This is a genomic window from Pseudarthrobacter sp. 01T43 (genome assembly GCF_056398665.1).
The window spans coordinates 1-1,470 of sequence record NZ_JBFTPV010000064.1 but is presented as its reverse complement, the minus strand read 5'-3'; the positions used below and the strand labels follow the sequence as shown (position 1 = coordinate 1,470).

Genomic DNA, 1,470 nt, shown 5'->3' with positions numbered 1-1,470 from the left:
GCAGGCTCATTCTTCAAAAGGCACGCCGTCACCAGAATCAGACTGGCTCCGACGGATTGTAAGCACACGGTTTCAGGTACTGTTTCACTCCCCTCCCGGGGTACTTTTCACCTTTCCCTCACGGTACTGGTCCGCTATCGGTCATTAGGGAGTATTTAGGCTTATCAGGTGGTCCTGACAGATTCGCACGGGATTTCTCGGGCCCCGTGCTACTTGGGATACTCTCACAGGCGGCACAAAACATTTCGGTTACGGGGCTCACACCCTCTCTGGCCGGCCTTTCAAGACCGTTCACCTATGCCTGCACATCACACCCCACTGTCCCGGCAGAGACAGAACGGAAAGTCCCACAACCCCGACCATGCAACGCCCGCCGGCTATCACACATGGAACGGTTTAGCCTGATCCGCGTTCGCTCGCCACTACTAACGGAATCACTATTGTTTTCTCTTCCTGCGGGTACTGAGATGTTTCACTTCCCCGCGTTCCCTCCACGCACCCTATGTGTTCAGATGCGGGTCACCAGGCAGATCGCTCCCCTGGCGGGGTTTCCCCATTCGGACACCCTGGGATCACAGTCCGGTTATCGACTCCCCCAGGCTTATCGCAGATTCCTACGTCCTTCTTCGGCTCCTAATGCCAAGGCATCCACCGTGTGCTCTTAAAAACTTGACCACAAAAGATCAATTCAGAAATTTTCGAGAGAACCACGAAAACCACCCGGACACCACCACCACAACCCCGAAAGGCCACAGCAACAGCACCCGGACAGATCCAGGTTCATATTCTTGGAAATTGCTTCTTATAAAAGATGCTCGCGTCCACTATGTAGTTCTCAAACAACAACCCCAAACCACACACCCCACACACAACCCCCCAAAAAGAGAGTCAACCGTGTSATCGGTGCAGCCAGGAAACCAGAAACAAACAAACMCGGAACAGAACACCACAACCCGTAAGCTGCAGCCCCCCACCCCGGYCCTGTTGCCTCAGGACCCAACAGTGTGCCAAACACTAAACCACCCACCCCACTCCCCGCACCGTTCCAAGACCCCCTCAAGAGAGGATCCGTACTAGGCAAGGAAGAAGAACACGCGGCCGCTATTTGTTGATATTCCACCCGTGAGCACCCGCCGCAGAACWWWCGTCTGCGCAACGGGCGTACTCCTGACAACACCACCACACCCGCATACACGGGGCGAGGTTGTTGTAGGTGCTCCTTAGAAAGGAGGTGATCCAGCCGCACCTTCCGGTACGGCTACCTTGTTACGACTTAGTCCCAATCGCCAGTCCCACCTTCGACAGCTCCCTCCCCATAAAGGGGTTAGGCCACCGGCTTCGGGTGTTACCAACTTTCGTGACTTGACGGGCGGTGTGTACAAGGCCCGGGAACGTATTCACCGCAGCGTTGCTGATCTGCGATTACTAGCGACTCCGACTTCATGGGGTCGAGTTGCAGACCCCAATCCG

2 rRNA genes are annotated in these 1,470 nt (G+C 55.6%); both read right to left on the bottom strand.

What is annotated here, in order from left to right:
• Nucleotides 1-675: ribosomal RNA gene (locus AC1DIM_RS19750) — 23S ribosomal RNA — on the bottom strand; the annotation flags it as partial.
• Between the two features lie 549 nt (nucleotides 676-1,224).
• A 16S ribosomal RNA gene (locus tag AC1DIM_RS19745) occupies nucleotides 1,225-1,470 on the bottom strand; the annotation flags it as partial.